An 18839-nucleotide genomic window follows, 5' to 3' on the forward strand; every position below is an offset into this window, starting at 1 on the left:
GAAGGAAGAAGGAAGAAGGAAGAAGGAAGAAGGAAGAAGGAAGAAGGAAGAAGGAAGAAGGAAGAAGGAAGAAGGAAAAAGGAAGAACAAAAATTTAATCATTGCTGGAGGGCGGGCTAGAAGCCCATCCCACAAGAGAATTGACTCTTTGTGGAACAGGCATCTTCTTTGTTCGTGACAGATACCTAAGATGTCATTACTAGACTACGAACTAATTAATGCAAGAAGTGGCGGATGTCGGTGAAAACCATTGTGATTCCGAGTTGGTTGGCTGCTTCGATGGAATCTCGATCGCGCATACTTCCGCCTGGTTGGACGATCGCAATTATTCCCGCCTCAGCCGCAGTTTTGACTGAATCGTCGAAGGGGAAGAAACCATCGCTAGCCAAAATCGCTCCTTTGCTCTTCTCTGCTGCTTGTTCCAATGCTAGTTTAACCGATCCCACGCGATTCATTTGTCCGGCGCCGACACCGATTGTAGTGCGATCGCGCGTCACAACGATCGCATTTGATTTGACGTGTTTTGCTACTTTCCAAGCAAACAGCAATTCTTCCAACTCTGTCGCCGTCGGCTGTTTCTCAGTAACAGTCCGCCATTTGCTAGTTTCTTCTACTATATTATCTGACTCTTGTACCAGCAAACCGCCTGCAATAATTTTAACAGTTTGTGGCGGCCCTTGAGTCAAATCTGGCAAAATTAATACTCGAACTTTCGCCTTTTTCTTGATAATTTCTTCTGCTTCTGGTTCGCACCCCGGCGCGACGATACATTCTAAAAATGTTTGAGTTAACGCCGTTGCGGTAGCAGCATCAATCGGGCGGTTGAGGGCGACAATTCCACCGAAAGCTGAGACTGAATCGGTGTCGAAGGCTTTTTGATACGCTTCAGAAATAGTTGTTCCCAAGGCTGTACCGCAAGGATTTGTATGCTTCAGAATAGCGGCGGCGGGCGTGTCGGGGAATTCTACTATCAGCCGCCTTGCTGCTTCTAAATCTACTAAATTATTGTAGCTTAATTCTTTGCCTTGCAGGATGGTGCTAGTCGTCCAGCCTGTCGGTATACTTCCGCTTTGATACCAGGTGGCGGCTTGATGGGGATTTTCGCCGTAGCGGAGAGTTTGCAACTCTTTGCCTGATAAATTAAACTGCTCTGGTAGCGAATATTCTTCACCGGATTGGCTGCTGAGATAAGTTGCGATCGCGCGATCGTAGTTGGCTGTATGTTTGAAGGTTTCCAGCGCGCATCTTTGCCGGAATTTCAAGGAGGCTTCCCCGCCGTTTTGCCGCATTTCTGCTAAATAAGTATTGTACTGTTCCGGGTCGCACAAAACTGTCAAATGAGCGTGGTTTTTGGCTGAAGCTCTCAGCAGCGCCGGCCCGCCGATATCTATCTGCTCTATTGCGTCGGTTAGCGTTACTCCCGGTTTAGCAATTGTCTCTTCAAATGGATACAAATTGACCACAACTAGATCGATCGCGCGAATTTGATTTTCATTTAAATCTGTTAGATCTTGCGGTACATCGCGGCGTGCTAAAATACCACCGTGGATTCGAGGGTGAAGTGTTTTGACTCGGCCTCCCAAAATTTCGGGAGAACCAGTATATTCTGCAACTTTGGTGACTGGAATTCCAGCTTCTTTGAGGACAGTTGCTGTCCCGCCGCTGCTAATTATGTCAAATTCAAATTCTTCTACTAGACTGCGCGCTAAGTCGATTAGTCCGGTTTTATTAGATGTGCTTAGAAGTGCTAGACGTGCCATTGGTTTGAAGTTGCGAGCGCAAAAATAGACAGGTTATATTTTATATCAAATTTGGTGGCAGGGACATGATTTGATAAATGCTAGTTATGATTATTTTTGAGTTAATAAAGATGAGTTCGCTTGTTTTTAACCTTATTTTTTTTCAAAACTATATGATTTTTTATACTGACCCGTGGCTTCTAAATATTTATGACTTGCGCGTGGCTTTGGTTATTTTGTCCAGTGCAAGGGGAATTGAAGCCATATCCAGCCTTCACACTTCGTCTGCCTACGTAAGTGTCAATGTTGTTTAAGTTACTTAAAAAAGCGTAATAGATAATTCGATGGCGATCGCTCTGGAATTTTAACGATGTTTTATGATGAATTCTAAAAGTAATGTGCTAGCATCGGGTGTAAATTGCTCGATCCCTAAATTTGCGGGAACATTGGGCGATGCAACACCTTCATCTAAAAAATAATTTGGTAGGGTTTAAATATGTTTTTTCAAGAAGCCGATTCTGAAAATAAGCTCAGTAATATTAGCAGAAACCATAAAAAAAATGCTCAAAAAAATATGAGCAACAGAAGAGACTACCAAGAGATGCCCAAAAAAAGAGCCGAGAATTCGACAGATGCTAACATTTCCGAAGCTTATAGTGTTAGTTTGTGCGAACTGCAGCAGATGGAGCGATCGATGGAACAGCTAAAGCAGGATTTGAAGGCTAGCGAATCTCGCTTTCGGAATGTGATCGAAAAAAATGCCGACGGCATCGCAATCGTTAACAAGCGAGGACTTGTGTGTTTTGCCAATCCGTCAGCAGAAGCGCTGTTTAACTGCAAAGCAGAGGAACTTTTAGGTCAAGCATTTTTTGGCAATTTGGTAGTAGAAAGTTCAGCTTGCGACATTGAGATGGCCACGGATATTATTCCCCAAGTTGGAAAAACAGAAGTAGCAGGAACTCGCGTCGTGCAAACAGAAGTTGAAGCTATTCGCCAGCAAAAAGCAAATGCTGTAGTAGAAATGCGGGTGGTGGAAACGGAATGGGAGGGAGAAATGGCTTATTTAGCTACGCTGCGGGACATTACCGATCGCAAGCGCGCAGAAGAAATGCTTTGGTTGTACGATCGAGCTATAGCAGCTACTAGCACCGGAGTTACGATTTCTGACGCCACTGACCCCGAACATCCCATTATTTATTGCAATCCCGCATTTGAAAGCATGACAGGTTATCGCCGACAGGAAATTCTCGGAAAAAACTGCCGATTTTTGCACGGAAGCGATACGAATCCGGCGGCAGTAGAAATCATTCGCCAAGCCTTCCAAACAGAAAGCGAATGCAAGGTAATATTAAAGAATTATCGCAAAGACGGAACCGCTTTTTGGAATTGTTTCTCAATATCTCCCGTGCGCGATCGAATGGGCAAATTAACTCATTTTATTGGCGTACAGAGAGACATCACTGAGCGCAAAAAAGCCGAAGAAGCCTTGCATAATTCCGAAGCACAAAGCAGAGAACAAGCCGCTCAACTAGCAGCCACACTTAACCAACTCAAAACCACTCATTCCCAATTAGTTCAAAGCGAAAAAATGTCTAGCTTGGGATTGCTACTGGCCGGCGTCGCTCACGAAATTAACAACCCAGTCAGCTTCATTTACGGCAATATCGCTCATCTCACAAATTATACTCAAGACTTGTTTCAGCACCTCGAACTTTATCAACAGCACTATCCTAATCCAGTCGCCGAAATTCAAGAGGAAAGAGAAAAAAAAGATCTCGATTTTTTAGCGGAAGATTTACCTAAAATACTGTCTTCAATGAGCGTTGGTGTGGAGCGGATTTGCCAGATTGTGCAGTCGCTGCGGAACTTTTCGCGGCATGACGATTCACAGATGAAACCCGTTAACCTCCACGAAGGTATTGACAGCACGCTGCTAATTCTCAATCACCGGTTGAAAGGGAACGGAGAAAAGCCGCAAGTTCAAATTGTAAAACACTACGGAGAATTGCCGACTGTTGAGTGTTTTGCTGGGCCGATCAATCAAGTTTTTATGAATATTCTCAGCAATGCGATCGATGCTTTAGAAGATGCGAACAGTAGGCAAAATTGTCAAGGAATGCTAGAAAATCCCAGCCAAATTAGGATTGGTACGGAAGTTGTCGGCAATTTTGTAGAAATTAAAATTGCCGACAACGGCCCGGGAATAACTGAGCAAGTCAAACAGCATATCTTCGATACATTTTTTACTACCAAGCCCATTGGCAAAGGCACGGGAATGGGTTTGTCAATTAGCTATCAAATTATTGTAGAAAGACACAAAGGCGAATTATACTGTACTTCGGAATTGGGCAAGGGCACGGAATTTACTATCAGAATTCCGATCGCACATTAGCGCGGAATGTGCAATCTGCAGCTTACCAACTTGATATATAGGCAAACAAGCGAGCGGGACGCTCACACTCCTAAAAAACGAGAAAAATCGTTTTTTCTCGTTCCCAGACTCGGGCTGGGAACGCATACTTAGAGGCTCTGCCTCCCCATTGTAGAGACAATTGTAAGGTGCTTTTCGGCTCACCTTACCCGCATAAATAGCGAATTAAAAAACCTCCGCACCTTCCAACTTCTTAAAAGTTTCAACCTTAGCCCTCGCCGCTTCCCCGCAAGTCTTCGGCGTCGGAAACATCTTCCCAGGATTCGCCAAACCTTTCGGATTAAACACCTGACGCACCCACTGCATCGTCTCCAAATCTACCTCCGAAAACATATCCGGCATAAAACACTTCTTGTCAGCGCCGATGCCGTGTTCCCCGGAAAGACTTCCCCCAACTTTCACGCAAAGCCTGAGAATTTCTCCGCCCAATTCTTCAACCTTTTCCAGCGCACCTTTTACCGAGTTATCGTAGAGAATCAGCGGGTGTAAATTCCCATCTCCCGCGTGAAATACATTGGCAATTCGATAACCGTATTTCTCGCTCAAACCCTCAATTTCTTTCAAAACATAAGCCATTTGCGTTCGGGGAATTACGCCGTCTTGCACGTAATAATCCGGGCTGAGATGACCCGCCGCCGCAAAAGCAGCTTTCCGCCCTTTCCAAATTTTTAGGCGCGTTTCCGGGTCGCTTGCCGCGGTGATATTTCGCGCTCCGTTATGCTTGCAAATATCGGCAATCCGCTGTTTGTTGGTGGCAACTTCCACTTCTAAACCGTCGATTTCTACGAGGAGAATTGCTGCGGCATCGCGGGGATAACATCCAGTTGCCACCACATCTTCCACAGCATTGATGCTGATGTTATCCATGATTTCCATGCCGCCGGGAATAATACCAGCGCTGATAATATCAGAAACTGATTCGCCCGCTGCTTCTATACTGGAAAAATCCGCTAGGAGAACGCAAATAGATTCCGGCGCTTTGAGAATTCGCAAAGTCACTTCTGTGGCGATTCCTAAAGTGCCTTCGGAACCGACAAATACACCAGTTAAATCGTAACCGGGCATTTCGGAAATTTCGCCACCGACATCGACAATTGAACCATCGGGAAGTACCAATTTTAATCCTAAAACGTGATTCGTTGTGACTCCGTATTTGAGGCAGTGAACGCCCCCTGAATTTTCGGCAACGTTGCCGCCAATCGAACAAACAATTTGACTGGAAGGATCTGGCGCGTAGTAGAAACCAGCGCCGCTAACTGCTTGCGTTACCCAGTTATTAATTACTCCCGGTTGCACGACTACTTGCTGATTTTCTAAGTCTACTTTCAGGATTTTTCGCATCAGGGCAGTAACAATCAGCACGCAGTTTTCTACAGGCAAAGCGCCGCCGGAAAGGCCTGTTCCAGCGCCTCTAGCCACCCAGGGAATTGAGTTGCGATCGCATATTTTGACCACTTGCGCCACTTCCTCCGTAGTTCGAGGCAATACCGCCACGGCGGGGCGCTGGCGGTAGCTGGCGAGTCCGTCGCACTCGTAGACAATCAATTCTTCGCGGCGCTGCACCACCCCATTTTTGCCGACTACAGCCTCGAATTCTTTAATAACGGGTTTCCAGTTGCGTTCTGTTTCTACGGCTATCATTAGTGAATTTAATTAGGGAACTCTCAATAATATTGTTGCAAATTTTACTATTTTTGTGCAATTATTTTTCTAAGGGTTGCAATATTGACACAGGGAAGGATCGGCAGTCTCTCGACCGTCGGGAAATTGTTTTTCTTTAGTATAACCGCAGTTTTTGCATTTATAGATTGCCGATCGCACTAGCTGAGTCGGAAAATAGCAAAGTTCGCAGGGCAATCCGATTTTCGTCTCAGCAATATCGAATCCCGGCCAACCGCACTCCGGGCAGAATTGCTTAAATTTTTTAACTAAATCGAGAGTTGCATTTTCGATGTTTTTCATCCGAGTTGGATTGTACATCGCCCGCATATCTGTTTCGATGTGAACTCGGCCGGTTGACGATTTTTTTAAGCCTGCTTTAACAGCGTCAAAAAGTTGTTTTTCTGTCTTAATGCCCTTGACAATTTCACCGTTACCGAGGGCAGCGTCGCCAACTACAACCACCAGTCCGTGTTCGGGAAATCCAGCTTTTTTAGCAAAATCCTCTGCTTCTTCTATACTGGAAACTAACTGGTGACTGTAGTTAGTTTCAACCGACAAAGATTCGCCGATTAGTTCTAGATTGTTGGCTCGATCTAATAAAATTACTATTTCTCTGTTAGCTGGAATATACGGCATCATTGGGTGAGGGCCGAAAGTACCTTCGCTGGCAAAGGCAAGAGTTTCGCCCGCAATTTCTAGGGCTTTTTGTGCTTTCTGGCGAGCCGCTTCTATTTGTGTTCCTAAGCGTTTGACTTCTCTGGTGAAGGTGCCGAGTGCGTCAGTGTCAAGCGCCGCAGGTACTAGGATATTTACGCCAAATTCTCGTTCCAAAACGGGAGCCATTACCCGTTCTTTTTGGTGCATGGTAGCAATAACTGCGGTGCGATCGCTCAATAACTGATTGGGATTCACAGGCTCAGAAATATTAGACATACAGCAGCATCATTTTAGGAAAAAAAACTCACCTACACCCTTTCCACCGCCCCACAACCGATAGAAACCCTGACTTAACTTCAGAGTAAAAATTTTAGACCTCAGTTAAATATTCATGATATTCACCTGTGGACTTAATTTAAAATTCTTCAATCGTCAATCTAAAATCTAAAATCTAAAATCGTATTAGTTGCCTCCTGTCACTCCCCCAGCTTGACCTCTGAGTACAAAAATTACTCCCGTCATAATCATGGCCACGCCTACTAACCGCAGCGGCGGCAAAGGCTCGTGAAATATAAGTTTGCCACCTAAAACAGTAAACAGGTAACTAATTGACAGTAAAGGCGAGACTATGCTAAGGTTTGCCCGCGACAAAACTACAATAAAGCCGATCGAAGAAATTGCATACAAAGAAAGACCGCCTACAATCAAAGGCTGGGTAGCCATTGCTATAATTTTTTCCATTAAATTAGCAGCGCCAATGGGCCCTAATATTTTAGCTCCTGCCTTCAGGCTGAATTGACCTGCGACGCCGCACAAGATTGCAGCAAGCAATAACATAAAAACGCTTCTATTCATAAGTTTACTAACCTATAGTACAATCAAAAATTGCCGTTTCCAAAAACCTAAAAAACTTTAATTAAGTTTTGTTAGGTTTTATTCACCACTAATATTTTAAGCAGAGATACGGGAAAATCAAGTATGGTCGATCGCGATCGAGAGTTGAACAAATATATGGCAGAGCAGACCAACCCAAGCGGAGAATATACTCTAGAACTATCCATACTCATGCCTTGTCTGAACGAAGCAGAAACTTTAGAAATCTGCATCGAGAAGGCACAGAAGTCCCTGCGCGAACTTGATATTGCAGGCGAGGTCATCATAGCAGACAACGGCAGCACTGACGGTTCTCAAGATATCGCTACCAGAATGGGAGCGAGAGTCGTCCCCGTAGCAGCCAAAGGCTACGGCAGCGCCCTGATGGGAGGCATCATCGCAGCGCGCGGAGTTTATATTATCATGGGCGATGCTGACGACAGCTACAATTTTTCCAACCTCGGCGCTTTTATCAACAAATTGCGAGAAGGTTTCGACTTAGTGATGGGAAACCGCTTTCAAGGGGGCATCAAACCGGGTGCAATGCCGCCGCTGCACAAATATTTAGGAAATCCGGTGCTGACATGGGTTGGGCGGCTATTTTTTGCAAGTCCCGTCGGCGATTTTCACTGCGGACTCAGGGGTTTTAGGAGAGACTCAATTTTGAAACTCGACTTGCAAACAACGGGGATGGAATTTGCTAGCGAAATGGTGGTCAAGGCCTCTGTATACAAGCTGCGGATAACTGAAATCCCAACGGTACTTTCTCCCGACGGCCGCAGCCGGCCGCCACACTTGCGAACTTGGCGAGATGGCTGGCGGCACCTCCGATTTTTGCTGCTTTACAGTCCTCGGTGGCTGTTTTTGTATCCGGGTGCTGCGCTGATGATTTGGGGTCTAATTGTTAGCATTTGGCTGTTACCCGGTACTCAAAAGATTGGGAGTATCAGCTTTGATGTACACACGCTGCTTTATGGTGCGATCGCAATTATCATCGGTTTTCAAGCAGTAACTTTCGCTTTTTTCACCAAGATTTTTGCCATCAGCGAGAAATTCCTGCCCGAAGACCCCAAACTCAACAAAATATTTCGCTATGTCACCCTAGAGACAGGATTGATTGTCGGAGTCACGCTGATTTTAATCGGAATAGTTGGCTCGTTCTTGTCATTAACTATCTGGAGCGAAACGGCTTTTGGTACTCTCGATCCTTCTAAAACTCTGCGTTTAGTTATTCCCTCGCTCACTTGCCTGACTGTCGGTTTGCAGATGGTTTTGTCGAGCTTTTTTCTCAGCGTGCTGAGCTTGAAGCGAAGGTGATAACATCACTCCAGTAAATGATTACTTCATACTTCATTATTGTTGTTTATGTGATATTCAACATAAGAGCGCAGCACAGCGTTCATTAGAGATTGATAGCCTTTTCCTTGGCTTTTAAACCAATCTAATACATCGCTATCAACTCTTAAAGAAATAGCTTGTTTTGTCAGTGGTGTTACGAGTTTTGCTTTTGCCCAAAAATTCGCATCTAATTCAGGAATATCAGATGTATCGATCGCAGATTCTGGAATATTCTCTAATTCTTCAAGTCGTTTGCGCGAGATAGTCATATTCAAACTGCATAATGCTGTATATACAAAGCGTATCTACTTATAGTATAGCATAAAGGGCGATCGCTTCCTATTCATCTGCCTTCTAGGCTGAACAGTCGGTGGCATAAGCGATCGGACAAGCGAACGCTAGCTTCAGAAACTCGTTCTCAAAGTCCCTTGACACTATCAAATAGTTTGATATACCTTTAGATATGAGATGAACATCAAGTGACGGGAGATAATGAAAAAGAATCAAGATAGCATTTTTGATTTGTCGCCAAAAGAAGAAGCTGTACTCACATCAGTCTTTCACCGCGAACGTTACGGCTTGGAGATTATTGAGGCGGTGAAGGAGGCGAGTGGCGGGAAAATTAAACTCGGTTTTGGTTCCCTGTACCCAACCCTTCACAAGCTAGAGGAGAAAGGCTATTTAGAAGCACGCTGGGGTGATGAGACCCTGGAAGAAAGAGGTGGTGCGCGGCGGAGATACTACAGGATTACAGGATTAGGTGTGAAAGTTCTGGACGAGAAACAGCGATTCCTCAACGATCTGGCTAAGTGGGAACTAGCTTGGGGAGGGGTATAAAATGTTGTTAAACCAACACAAAGATATAATCGGAGGTATCATCGGTATCATCCTACTAATGGGCTTTATTATTGGCTCTATTATTGGTGATGTGCTGGGTCTTGTCTGCCTTTTCTCTAACCCTACCCTAGCAAAAACCCTATTTGGCATTTTTCTGTTTTGTCCTGCAACTTTCATAGTTTTCGTGGCACCTCTTTGTGTATTTTATGGCACTTTTGTGTACCTTACTGGTAGCGATCGAGGACCAGAAATAGGGAAGAAACTAATTATTAATGGGATAATTGGCATTTTTAGTGCTGGTACATTCATTCTGTTGATTGACGGTATTTTCCTCAAAGTTCCCTTTGGCATCCATGTGTTGTTTAGTTACTGCTTCTTACTGCTTTTGCTATTTGCACCGCAAGTTTACATAGCATGGTCAGCCATTCCAGAGGAAGATAAGAAGACCCAGTTCATTACATTGCTGGAGAATATCCTCCCGAGAGAATTTCATGAAGAGTGGCTGGGTGATTTGCGAGAGCAGCATCATCTGTCAATCAAGAAAGGCAAGCCACCCTGGAAAGTAGGTTTCAAAACCTTATTAACAGGTTTAGGTTTAATTCGGTCTTACCTCTGGTTGGAATCCGATAAGTTCATTTCACGATGGATGACCAGAGCAAAAAAGGTTTTCTTGGGATAGACGCTACAGCTAACAAGCAACGGTGGAAATTCCAGAAAAAAGGCACCGCTAACTAACCTGGTGCCTGCATTCAATAAAACACACGCTGATTATAACATATGCGACAGCTCAAAAGTTCTCATGGTGTCAGAGTTCCCAACTCTCAACGCCGTCAGTTTTTTGCTACCCAAATTCTACTGGTCAAGATAGCAGTTATTTGCTTTGCAGGTGGTGTGACGATTTACTATCAACAAAGTGTAATAGTCGGGACATTCGCGTCAATAGTTGCAGGGTGTACTGTAGAAATAATTGATGCTTGCCGCGAACAACACAACGATCGAAAACCGCAAAAAAATGTGACGAGGGTGAAGTAATTTTGTGTTAGGGGTAAGGCAGACCCTACCCCTATCAAATAAGACACTGAATTGTTCTACTGTGTCTTGAACTGGTATTTATGCGAACATCAATCTACCTTTAGGTTGAGGGATCGATCGCCCTAGTTGCCGAGCCGTCTCAATCCACTCCTGCATAATAATCTCTAAATTTTGCAGTGCTTCTCGATAAGTTTCGCCATCCGCAGCACATCCTGGCAATTCAGGTACTTCGCCAATAAATGCCTGGTCTTCCTCACTCCAGTAAATGATTACTTCATATTTCATTATCATCTTGGTTGACCAATTTATATTTCAGAATTACTGCACGAACTTGCTTTACTTGATAAGCTTTAGCTTTTGATTTATCTGCTTTCTGGGGTTGGAGGTTGAGAATTTATTCGACTCCCTCTTTGCTGAAAATATGGTGACTACCATTAATTCTTACATCAAATTCTAAAATCTGGAGAATTTGACATAAATCGCTAAAGGAAAAATTAGCATCGGATGCACCAACCATCAGCTTGGCCAGGAGTTTGTTTATTTGAGTCATTAATTATTTTCATTATAGTCTTTGCTTTAGTAGTCTAAAAATAGTGCAGGGGTATAAGCTACGCCCTACACCATTCTAAACTAATTTGGGAACCTTATTCTACTCCCTCAATCCGGTCTTCCACCTCCTGATAAAGTTCACGCAGACGATCCAAATTGTTCTCCGAAGTTTCCCAGTAACCCCGGCCATTCACCTCAAGCAAAGTGCTGACAATCTTGCGGAACGAATGAGGATTTAAGTTAAGCAAACGCTTCTGCATCTCCTCATCTTGGATAAACGTAGTGTTGACATCCTCATACACCCAATTATCCACAGCGCCCGCCGTCGCACTCCATCCAGTCGTATTCACCAGACGCTTAGAAATCTCCCGCACACCTTCATAACCGTGCGACAACATCCCCTCGTACCACTTCGGATTCAGCAGCTTAGTCCGCGAATCTAAACGCACGGTTTCTGATAGCGTCCGCACCTGCGCGTTGGCTGTGGTCGTATCAGCAACAAAGGATGCCGGTTTCTTCCCATCTGCGCGCAAACTGCCGATCAATTTAGTCGGATCGGAGTCGAAATAGTGCGACACGTCGGTTAGGGAAATCTCGGCAGAATCCAAGTTTTGGAAGGTGACTTCCGCAGTTTTCAAGGATGATTCAAAAATCTTCCGGTCTTGTTCCATTGTTCCGGGGTTGTCGGAAGAAAAGGCGAAGGATTTGCGAGTTAAGTACATTTCCTGCAACTCGGCTTCGCTTTCCCAAGTGCTGTTTTCCACAGCCAAGTTGACGTTAGATGAATAGGAACCAGAAGCATTGGAAAATACGCGGGTTGCTGCTTGTCGCAGGTTGATTCCCATTTCTTCCGCTTGCTTCAGGGCGTGTTTGCGGACGAAGTTCATCTCTAAGGGTTCGTCGGCTTCCGCTGCCATTTTCACGGCTTTATCTAACAAATTCATTTGGTTGATGAACAAGTCGCGGAATACGCCTGAACAGTTAATTACTACGTCGATCCGAGGGCGTCCCAACTCTTCTAAAGAAAGCAATTCGAGTTTGTTTACCCGGCCCAATGCGTCGGGTACTGGCTTCACTCCCACCATCCACATTACTTGGGCGAGGGATTCGCCGTATGTCTTGATGTTGTCGGTTCCCCACAACACAACGGCGATCGTTTCTGGGTAATTTCCGCCGTTATCAACGCGCTGTCTTTCTAACAGCCGATCGACTACAAGCTTAGCAGACTTAACCGCCCCCGTTGTAGGGATTGACTGCGGGTCTAAAGCGTGCATATTCTTGCCGGTCGGCAAAACATCCGGGTTGCGAATCGGATCGCCACCGGGGCCAGGCAGAACATACTCGCCTTCTAACGCGCGCAACAAAGCGCCTAATTCGTTGTCGGCACAAACTTGCTGCAAGCAGAATTCCAGATACTCAAACAGCGGTTTAATCGGTTCTGGATCGATTTTTTTGTAACCGGCGGCGTGCAAGGCTTCAACCCAAGGTGTTTTCTTGCCCATGTTGAAGAAATTCAACTTAGAAACAAGGGAAACTCTACCCTCAGCATCGGTTTGTTCCTTCACCAAAGCGCCAACGGCATCCCGACAGGCCAAGGTGATGTTTTGCAGCAATTCGACATCAGTTAAAATGCCTTTGTCGCTGTTGGTGTAAATTTCGCCGATATCGCGTCCGAGACTGTTAGCGATAATTCGCGGCAAGCTGATCAGCCCGTCTTCTTCGCGGTCTAAATTGGCGATATTCACCAAAGTTGCGATCGCCTCTTCCGCAGTCGGCGGCTTACCGATAACGTGCAAACCGCAAGGTAACAACCGCGACTCAATCTCCATCAATTTGCGGTAAACCAAGCCAACTAAATTGTCCCGTTCCTCCGGAGTCATTCCCGCAGCAACCCCTCTTTCTTGTTCGGGAGGTAGCGCAATATCCTTGTCCAAATTCACCAAACGGCATTTTTCGACGATCGCATCCACAATCGGCACACCGCGGCCAGTCTCTTTCAACGTTTGATAAGAAGCAATTAACTCGCTGAGTTCCTGTAAACCTTTGTACAAACCAGCATTTTCAGCCGGAGGAGTCAGATAACTGATTGTTTCAGCATAACTGCGGCGCTTGGCAATTGTTGCCTCGCTGGGATTGTTGGCGGCGTAATAATAGATATTGGGAATTTTGCCGATCAAACTGTCGGGATAACAATCCCCAGACATTCCCATCTGCTTACCCGGCATGAATTCTAGGGAACCGTGAGTGCCAAAGTGCAGCACCGCATCCGCACCCCAAATGCGCTCCAAATATGTATAGTAAGCAGCAAAACCGTGGTGCGGGCTGGCGGAACGAGAGAATAACAACCGCATCGGATCGCCTTCGTATCCAAAAGTAGGTTGAACTCCGATAAACACATTGCCGAAATGTTTGCCGAAAATCAGCAAATTTTGTCCGTCGCTGTTCAAATGTCCCGGAGGGGGACCCCAATTTTCTTGCAAGCGTTCCGAGTAAGGAGTGAATTCTTCGTATTCAGCTACGGACATCCGGTAAGCAATATTCAATTCCGGAGTTTGGTATTGGGCTGTTGCGTCGTGGATGACTTCTTGCATCAGTTTTTCGGCGGAACCCGGCAATTCTGGCAAGTCGTAACCGTTGCCTTTTAAGGCTTTCAATACTTGGTAAATCGAGCCGAAAACGTCCAAATAAGCGGCTGTTCCGACGTTGCCTTTGTCGGGCGGAAAACTGAAAACTGTAATCGCAACTTTTTTATCTAATTTTGGTTTGCGGCGCAGCATTGCCCATTTCATGGCGCGCTGGGAAATTGCTTCGATTCTATCTTGCAGGGCGATCGCCTTGCCAGTTGCGCCATCACGTCCCGACAAAATAATCGGTTCGATCGCACCATCCAACTCGGGAATGGCAATTTGCAAAGCAACTTGAATCGGGTGCAAGCCTAAATCGCTATTTTCCCACTCTTCCGTCGTTTGGAAAACCAGCGGCAAAGCCACCATGTAAGGGCAGTTTAGCTTTTTCAAAGTCTCGATCGCCTTCGGGTGATCTTGTTTCGCCGGGCCGCCCACCAGCGCAAAACCAGTCAGAGAAACGACCGCATCAATTATTGGCAGCGGTGCAACACCTTTCGCCCCAACTTCCAAGAAAAAAGTTTCGACGGGTTTCGAGAAGTCCAAACCGCCGGCAAAAATCGGCACCACCCGCGCCCCCATTGCCTCCAATTCCTGCACCATTGCTACATAGTGCGCGTCATCTCCCGTGACTAAGTGAGTCCGCTGCAACACCAAGCCTATGCAAGGTGCGAGGGGGTCTTTGAGGTCTGCCGAAATATCTTTGCGGGCGTTGTACCAGGTGAGATATCCTTTTACATCCTCAAACATCGACGGTGCCAAAGGATGCCAAATTCCCATGTCCGGGTAGACAACGGGCTCTTGAAAAGTTAGCTGTTCCTGGCCTTTGAAAACATATTTATGTGACAGCATCAGCAAGAAGTTTTCCAAGTTTTCTTGGGAACCGCCCAGCCAATACTGGAAACTCAGCATGAAGTTGCGCGCATCTTGGGCTTTGTCGATGGGCAAATATTTCAGCACTTTCGGCAAAGTTTGCAGCAGTTTTAGCATTCCGTCTTGGAAGGAACTCCCGGATTTTTCCTTCCGTTTTTTCATGAATTCGCCGATCGCACTTTTGCTTTGTCCCAACTGTGCCATCGAGAAACTGCCCATTTTATTTAGCCGCATCACCCCTGGCATCGACGGGAAGACGACGGCGACATCCAAGCTGTCGCGCAGCGGTTCAACTGCCGCTACCACTTTTTCGGCCAAATCTTCGATGAAAATTAGAGAAGCAATAAATACATTGGCATCCGCCACATCCCGCTTGAAGGCCTCGTAATTTTCCGGGCTGCGGAGTTCCTCGATCAGGTAGCCGCTGATTTCTATTGCCAAATTCGGATTTTTCTGGTTTATCGATCGAACCGCGGCCGACAGGGCGCTTTGATACTGCGGTTCCAGTACGACATAGACCACCTTCATGAGCGATCGCCCCTGCAAGTTTTCCGGCACAACGTGGCGAATGGTGGGCTTGACGTGAGTGAACATCCGGTTAGGCTCCTTTAAGATGCTGTTTTCGGGAATCGGGAATTTTTTTATCCCATAAGCATTTTTACCAGAAAACGCTTGCCATTAGGCGATTTGAGCCTGCACACTACACAATTCGACAAATTTCTGGCAACTTTTCGTTACATTTTTTGATAAATTCCTTGAGCAAATACTCCAGATTTTGTTTACAAAAATTTACTTGACAAATATTTTTTAGTATGTATAGGATTAATGGGTTGGATAAAAATAATTAAAAATTAATCAACGATTGAGAAAGAAATCCTGAAAAAAGTTCCAAGTTTTGTATAACCGATCAAACTTGCGATCGAGCAATTAACAGATGGAAAGAAGGCATAATTTGTGAAGGCAGAATGTAGCCTTCGGATAATTGCTGAGTCAAAAAAGTTGACATTTTACCAGGAACTTAAAACCATTTCATAACATCTGTTTTGTGTAAATTCCCGATCTGCGATCGACTTCATGGAAAGCTAATTGCTATAGAATCTCAAACTCATCAAAACCTCAAGGGGAAAACATGGCTAACTACGCAATTTTCGACGAACAATTCTACCTCGCCTCATATCCTTGGGTCAAACCAGCCATTGACGCAGGAGTAATCTCATCTGGGAGAGAACACTTTGAAAAATTCGGGCGAGAAGGCGGTCTAACTAAAGTATCGCGTTATTTTGACGAAAATGCCTACCTTGCTGGAAATCCAGACCTCGCACCTTTCGTCCGCACAGTCAACCCAAACGCGCCTTTTGCGACCGGCCTCGATCACTTTATCCAGTTCGGTTACGATGAAGGACAGCGCCGTACCCAAGTATCACCCGAATACAACGAAAGCTTTTATTTAGCAAACAACTCTGAACTCCAACCGTTCGTTCAGAACGGAACTTTCAAATCAGGGTACCAGCATTTCGTTCAATTCGGGGCCAAAGAAGGTCGTTTTGGAACTTCATTTTTTGAACCGGAATACTTAAAAGAAAACCCTGACATCGTGCCGTTTGTCAACTCTGGAAACTTGAAAACAGGCCGGGAACACTTCTTCAATTTTGGACAATTTGAGCCTGCCCGCGACGCGACTTTTGTCGGCACCCGCAGCAACGATGTTATAACTGGTGTTGGCGTGGGCGATGTCGAACTTGTGGGAGTGGAAGTAGGTATCGATCGCAACGGCAACCGTCAGTATGAAAGCTTTGGCACCAATGAATTCGATGTCCTGATTGGCGCCCCGGGAACTAATACATTCGTACTCGGAGTTCCTGCTACAGCCGGGAATGTCACCCCGACACCGCTGTATTTGGCTAACGGTCAAGCTACGATTCGCAACTTCGACATAGAAAGCGATTTTATCCAACTGCAAGGAACTTCTTTAAGCGGCTACAACCTAATTCCGGTTGGCAACAATTTGTCAATCCAGCGTTTTGGAGATGTGCTGGGCGTGATTGAAGGAGGATCGAGTTTGAATTTGACTTTCCAAGAATCTAACGGTAACGGTACTTTCTTGATTGGTTAGTCATTGGTCATTGGTCATTAGTCATTAGTCATTAGTTAATACTGATGATTGATGACTTTTTTATGTCGAGCAATTAACTGATAGAAGAAAGTATAATTACCGAAACAAAAATAAAGTCTTCGCATAATTAGTCACAAAAAATAATACTTAACCAGGAACTTAAAACCATTTCATAAAGTCTGCATTGTATAAATTATTGATAGGCGATCGAGTGAATGGAAAGCTGATGGGTATTCACGCTCCAAATCATCAAAACCGTAGGAGGAAAATATGGCTAACTACGCAATTTTTGACGAACAATACTACCTTTCGCAATATCCGTGGCTGAAACCAGCGATTGATGCAGGAATCATCAAATCTGGAAGAGAACACTTTGAAAAATTTGGTCAAGCCGCCGGCCTCACAAAAATATCGCGGTATTTTGACGAAGATACATATCTAGCTCAAAATCAAGATATTGCACCCTTTGTTCGCACCGCCAACAACCAAAACCGACCCTTTGCTTCAGGTTTAGACCACTTTATCCAGTTTGGTTACGAAGAAGGACGCACGCGAGTATCGCCTGACTACGACGAAGTTTTTTATTTAAAGCGCCACCCGGAAATAACTCCCTTCGTGCAGAACGGAATTTTTAAATCCGGCTTTCAACACTTTATCCAATTCGGAAAAACAGAAGGTAGGTACGGGACAAGTTTCTTTGAACCGCGTTACTTGTTAGACAACCCAGATGTGGCTGCGGTTGTGAATGCTGGAAGTTTAAAAACTGGTCGAGAACACTATCTAAATTTTGGGCAATTTGAGTCAAATCGATCGGCAGTTTTTACAGGAACCAACGGCAACGATAACGTTACAGGATTTACAGCGGGAAAAAATCAAATCGTGGGGCTGCAAGTAGCTTTAGCCACAACAAGTCCAGCAGCGGGCCTTAATAAGAATAAGTACGACGCTTTGAAGTTGGATGAAATCACTAGACTGCCTGTCCTGACTACCAATGAATTCGATACATTAATTGGCACTCCGGGAACTGATTACTTCGTCCTCGGAGATGCTGCTCCCAACAACCGACTTAGTTTTATCAGCCGGGTCGATTTCTATACGGGCAGCGGCGAGGCAAGGATTGTCAACTTTGAAAAAGGGAAAGATTATATCCAGCTCGTGGAAAGTTTCGATCGACTTACTATAAGTCGATCAGGGGGAGATTTATTAATTCAAACATCGGGAGATACAATTGCCAGAATTCAGGGCGGAGCCAATCTAAATCTGCAACAAATTTCGATGACAAATCCCTTTAATCCTCCAGTCTGTCTCACTTTACTCGGCTAGAAAGCATAGAGCTTAAGTGAGATTTGACACTTGGAAAAAATCACCCGATCGGGTATTGTGTCAGTTCCTGATGAGTGATAAATTGCATAAAGATCTCATTAAAGCCGCAGGAGGAAAACATGGCTAGTTACGCAATTTTTGACGAAAAATACTACCTTGCTCAATATCCTTGGGTAAAACCCGCCATTGATGCAGGAGTCATCAAATCGGGATTAGAACACTTTGAACAATTCGGTCAAGCCGGCGGCTTAACCAAAGTATCGCGGTATTTTGACGAAGCTACTTACCTTGCTGGCAAGCCAGACATCGCTGCCTTAGTCCGCACTCCCAACAACCCAAACGCCCCTTTTGCGACGGGCCTAGACCACTTTATTCAATACGGTTACGAAGAAGGTCGCACTCGCGTATCGCCTGAGTATGACGAAGCGTTTTATCTCGCAAATAACCGACAGTTGCAGCCGTTTATTCAAAATGGAACTTTTAAAAACGGCTACCAGCATTTCATTGAATTCGGCCTCAAAGACGGTCAGTTTGGGACTTCATTTTTTGAAACAGAATACTTACAAAAAAATCCCGATGTTCGGCCTTTTGTCGAATCGGGAGCATTGAAAACAGGTCGGGAACACTACTTCAATTTTGGCAAAAACGATCCAAGCCGCTCTGCGACTTTTGTCGGAACTCCTGGGAATGACATCCTCACTGGTCCCGGGGTAAGCTGTCAAACATCTAAACTGCATTAACTAAGTTACCTTTATTTTTTATTTTTCGGTTCCATTTCATAATTAGTT

General features: G+C 45.1%; 15 protein-coding genes and 1 pseudogene. 8 read left to right on the forward strand and 8 right to left on the reverse strand.

All coding sequences use genetic code 11. The features are described 5' to 3' along the window. Nucleotides 1-215 precede the first annotated feature (215 nt). On the reverse strand, nt 216-1760 hold the full coding sequence (gene purH / locus QUA54_RS31560) for a bifunctional phosphoribosylaminoimidazolecarboxamide formyltransferase/IMP cyclohydrolase (RefSeq protein WP_333418670.1): 1545 nt from the start codon (nt 1758-1760) through the stop codon (nt 216-218). 553 nt (nt 1761-2313) lie between these two features. On the opposite strand from purH, the gene QUA54_RS31565 reads away from it, so the two are divergent. Continuing rightward, nucleotides 2314-4131, forward strand: a complete 1818-nt coding sequence (locus QUA54_RS31565; RefSeq protein WP_333418671.1) for a PAS domain S-box protein — start codon at nt 2314-2316, stop codon at nt 4129-4131. Between the two features lie 204 nt (nt 4132-4335). Here QUA54_RS31565 and glcD read toward each other — a convergent pair whose 3' ends face one another. The 3 genes from glcD to QUA54_RS31580 form a co-directional block, all read right to left on the reverse strand. Next, nucleotides 4336-5811 (reverse strand): glycolate oxidase subunit GlcD, encoded by a 1476-nt coding sequence (gene glcD, locus QUA54_RS31570; RefSeq protein ID WP_333418673.1) that lies wholly within the window; start codon nt 5809-5811, stop codon nt 4336-4338. Between the two features lie 69 nt (nt 5812-5880). Further along, nucleotides 5881-6765 (reverse strand): DUF6671 family protein, encoded by an 885-nt coding sequence (locus tag QUA54_RS31575; RefSeq protein WP_333418675.1) that lies wholly within the window; start codon nt 6763-6765, stop codon nt 5881-5883. A gap of 186 nt (nt 6766-6951) precedes the next feature. Next, nucleotides 6952-7344 carry a transporter gene (locus tag QUA54_RS31580; RefSeq protein ID WP_333188912.1) on the reverse strand — a complete coding sequence of 131 codons (393 nt, stop codon included), beginning with the start codon at nt 7342-7344 and terminating at the stop codon, nt 6952-6954. A 123-nt stretch (nt 7345-7467) separates the two neighbouring features. Between QUA54_RS31580 and QUA54_RS31585 the strand changes: the two genes are divergently transcribed. Then, the gene (locus QUA54_RS31585; RefSeq protein ID WP_333418677.1) at nt 7468-8679 is read left to right on the forward strand and encodes a glycosyltransferase family 2 protein; all 1212 of its coding nucleotides are present in this window, start codon (nt 7468-7470) and stop codon (nt 8677-8679) included. A gap of 26 nt (nt 8680-8705) precedes the next feature. Here QUA54_RS31585 and QUA54_RS31590 read toward each other — a convergent pair whose 3' ends face one another. Continuing rightward, nucleotides 8706-8969: a BrnA antitoxin family protein gene (locus tag QUA54_RS31590; protein ID WP_333418678.1), complete on the reverse strand. Its 264-nt coding sequence runs from the start codon at nt 8967-8969 to the stop codon at nt 8706-8708. Nucleotides 8970-9192: 223 nt separating this feature from the next. Between QUA54_RS31590 and QUA54_RS31595 the strand changes: the two genes are divergently transcribed. The 3 genes from QUA54_RS31595 to QUA54_RS31605 all read left to right on the forward strand — a co-directional run bounded on the left by QUA54_RS31595 (nt 9193) and on the right by QUA54_RS31605 (nt 10569). Beyond that, nucleotides 9193-9537, forward strand: coding sequence for a PadR family transcriptional regulator (locus tag QUA54_RS31595; protein WP_333418679.1), 345 nt, complete (start codon nt 9193-9195; stop codon nt 9535-9537). Between the two features lies 1 nt (nt 9538). Further along, nucleotides 9539-10216 (forward strand): hypothetical protein, encoded by a 678-nt coding sequence (locus QUA54_RS31600; RefSeq protein ID WP_333418680.1) that lies wholly within the window; start codon nt 9539-9541, stop codon nt 10214-10216. 98 nt (nt 10217-10314) lie between these two features. Beyond that, the gene (locus QUA54_RS31605) at nt 10315-10569 is read left to right on the forward strand and encodes a hypothetical protein (RefSeq protein WP_333418681.1); all 255 of its coding nucleotides are present in this window, start codon (nt 10315-10317) and stop codon (nt 10567-10569) included. 78 nt (nt 10570-10647) lie between these two features. On the opposite strand, the gene QUA54_RS31610 is transcribed toward QUA54_RS31605, so the two are convergent. The 3 genes from QUA54_RS31610 to QUA54_RS31620 form a co-directional block, all read right to left on the reverse strand. After that, entirely contained in the window at nt 10648-10854 is a 207-nt protein-coding gene (locus QUA54_RS31610; RefSeq protein ID WP_333418682.1) for a type II toxin-antitoxin system HicB family antitoxin, read from the reverse strand. Between the two features lie 109 nt (nt 10855-10963). Next, nucleotides 10964-11119 (reverse strand): type II toxin-antitoxin system HicA family toxin, encoded by a 156-nt coding sequence (locus tag QUA54_RS31615; RefSeq protein ID WP_333418683.1) that lies wholly within the window; start codon nt 11117-11119, stop codon nt 10964-10966. A 94-nt stretch (nt 11120-11213) separates the two neighbouring features. Then, the gene (locus tag QUA54_RS31620; RefSeq protein ID WP_333418685.1) at nt 11214-15209 is read right to left on the reverse strand and encodes a magnesium chelatase subunit H; all 3996 of its coding nucleotides are present in this window, start codon (nt 15207-15209) and stop codon (nt 11214-11216) included. Nucleotides 15210-15744: 535 nt separating this feature from the next. Between QUA54_RS31620 and QUA54_RS31625 the strand changes: the two genes are divergently transcribed. From QUA54_RS31625 to QUA54_RS31635, 3 genes and pseudogenes are all read left to right on the forward strand, one after another. Further along, nucleotides 15745-16728 carry a calcium-binding protein gene (locus QUA54_RS31625; RefSeq protein ID WP_333418686.1) on the forward strand — a complete coding sequence of 328 codons (984 nt, stop codon included), beginning with the start codon at nt 15745-15747 and terminating at the stop codon, nt 16726-16728. 270 nt (nt 16729-16998) lie between these two features. Further along, the gene (locus tag QUA54_RS31630; RefSeq protein WP_333418688.1) at nt 16999-18051 is read left to right on the forward strand and encodes a calcium-binding protein; all 1053 of its coding nucleotides are present in this window, start codon (nt 16999-17001) and stop codon (nt 18049-18051) included. 119 nt (nt 18052-18170) lie between these two features. Continuing rightward, a pseudogene (locus QUA54_RS31635) lies at nt 18171-18764 on the forward strand (calcium-binding protein); the annotation flags it as partial. Nucleotides 18765-18839: the final 75 nt, after the last annotated feature.

Source organism: Microcoleus sp. MOSTC5, assembly GCF_036701825.1.
Lineage (GTDB): Bacteria > Cyanobacteriota > Cyanobacteriia > Cyanobacteriales > Microcoleaceae > Microcoleus > Microcoleus asticus.

Bases quoted from the DNA above. Each gene is read 5' to 3' on its own strand.
- purH (WP_333418670.1), bottom strand. From the start codon at position 1,760: ATGGCACGTCTAGCACTTCTAAGCACATCTAATAAAACCGGACTAATC.
- QUA54_RS31565 (WP_333418671.1), top strand. From the start codon at position 2,314: ATGAGCAACAGAAGAGACTACCAAGAGATGCCCAAAAAAAGAGCCGAG.
- glcD (WP_333418673.1), bottom strand. From the start codon at position 5,811: ATGATAGCCGTAGAAACAGAACGCAACTGGAAACCCGTTATTAAAGAA.
- QUA54_RS31575 (WP_333418675.1), bottom strand. From the start codon at position 6,765: ATGTCTAATATTTCTGAGCCTGTGAATCCCAATCAGTTATTGAGCGAT.
- QUA54_RS31580 (WP_333188912.1), bottom strand. From the start codon at position 7,344: ATGAATAGAAGCGTTTTTATGTTATTGCTTGCTGCAATCTTGTGCGGC.
- QUA54_RS31585 (WP_333418677.1), top strand. From the start codon at position 7,468: ATGGTCGATCGCGATCGAGAGTTGAACAAATATATGGCAGAGCAGACC.
- QUA54_RS31590 (WP_333418678.1), bottom strand. From the start codon at position 8,969: ATGACTATCTCGCGCAAACGACTTGAAGAATTAGAGAATATTCCAGAA.
- QUA54_RS31595 (WP_333418679.1), top strand. From the start codon at position 9,193: ATGAAAAAGAATCAAGATAGCATTTTTGATTTGTCGCCAAAAGAAGAA.
- QUA54_RS31600 (WP_333418680.1), top strand. From the start codon at position 9,539: ATGTTGTTAAACCAACACAAAGATATAATCGGAGGTATCATCGGTATC.
- QUA54_RS31605 (WP_333418681.1), top strand. From the start codon at position 10,315: ATGCGACAGCTCAAAAGTTCTCATGGTGTCAGAGTTCCCAACTCTCAA.
- QUA54_RS31610 (WP_333418682.1), bottom strand. From the start codon at position 10,854: ATGAAATATGAAGTAATCATTTACTGGAGTGAGGAAGACCAGGCATTT.
- QUA54_RS31615 (WP_333418683.1), bottom strand. From the start codon at position 11,119: ATGACTCAAATAAACAAACTCCTGGCCAAGCTGATGGTTGGTGCATCC.
- QUA54_RS31620 (WP_333418685.1), bottom strand. From the start codon at position 15,209: ATGTTCACTCACGTCAAGCCCACCATTCGCCACGTTGTGCCGGAAAAC.
- QUA54_RS31625 (WP_333418686.1), top strand. From the start codon at position 15,745: ATGGCTAACTACGCAATTTTCGACGAACAATTCTACCTCGCCTCATAT.
- QUA54_RS31630 (WP_333418688.1), top strand. From the start codon at position 16,999: ATGGCTAACTACGCAATTTTTGACGAACAATACTACCTTTCGCAATAT.